General features: G+C 47.8%; 1 rRNA gene. It reads left to right on the top strand.

Annotation, left to right across the window (positions count from 1 at the left end):
• A 23S ribosomal RNA gene (locus tag RF53_RS19060) occupies positions 1–573 on the top strand; the annotation flags it as partial.

Genomic DNA, 573 nt, shown 5'->3' on the forward strand with positions numbered 1-573 from the left:
CATTTTAAGTGAAATCGAGTAGGTCGGAGCACGTGAAACTTTGACTGAATATAGGTGGACCATCATCTAAGGCTAAATACTCCCAACTGACCGATAGTGAACCAGTACCGTGAGGGAAAGGCGAAAAGAACCCCTGTGAGGGGAGTGAAATAGAACCTGAAACCGTGTACGTACAAGCAGTAGGAGCAGACTTGTTCTGTGACTGCGTACCTTTTGTATAATGGGTCAGCGACTTATATTTTGTAGCGAGGTTAACCGATTAGGGTAGCCGTAGGGAAACCGAGTCTTAACTGGGCGAATAGTTGCAAGGTATAGACCCGAAACCCGGTGATCTAGCCATGGGCAGGTTGAAGGTTGAGTAACATCAACTGGAGGACCGAACCCACTAACGTTGAAAAGTTAGGGGATGACCTGTGGCTAGGAGTGAAAGGCTAATCAAACCGGGAGATAGCTGGTTCTCCCCGAAATCTATTTAGGTAGAGCCTCGGACGAATACTTACGGGGGTAGAGCACTGTTAAGGCTAGGGGGTCATCCCGACTTACCAACCCTTTGCAAACTCCGAATACCGTAAA

Origin of the sequence: Pseudoalteromonas sp. ECSMB14103 (genome assembly GCF_000813065.1) — a bacterium.
Classification (GTDB): Bacteria; Pseudomonadota; Gammaproteobacteria; order Enterobacterales; family Alteromonadaceae; genus Pseudoalteromonas; species Pseudoalteromonas marina.